Origin of the sequence: Methylophaga sp. UBA1464, assembly GCF_002325665.1 — a bacterium.
GTDB lineage: Bacteria > Pseudomonadota > Gammaproteobacteria > Nitrosococcales > Methylophagaceae > Methylophaga.
The window spans coordinates 5,915-6,182 of the sequence record NZ_DCSO01000083.1 but is presented as its reverse complement, the minus strand read 5'-3'; the positions used below and the strand labels follow the sequence as shown (position 1 = coordinate 6,182).

1 pseudogene is annotated in these 268 nt (G+C 44.4%); it reads left to right on the top strand.

Going from position 1 to position 268, the window contains the following annotated elements:
- Positions 1-268, top strand: a pseudogene (locus B3O33_RS10465) (NADH:ubiquinone reductase (Na(+)-transporting) subunit F); the annotation flags it as partial.

The window sequence follows — 268 nt, the reverse complement described above, 5'->3', positions numbered from 1 at the left end:
TCGGCGTGAAGAAGTGGGAATGCACGGTTCGTTCCAATGATAATGTTGCCACTTTTATTAAAGAGCTGATCCTTGAATTACCTGAAGGTGAAAGTGTTAACTTCCGTGCCGGTGGTTTTATTCAGATTGAATGTCCGCCACATACGGTGGAATACAAAAACTTTATCATCGCCGATGAATATCGTCCGGATTGGGATCGCTTTGATATGTGGCGTTACAAATCCGTGGTGAAAGAAAACGTGGTTCGCGCCTACTCTATGGCCAACTA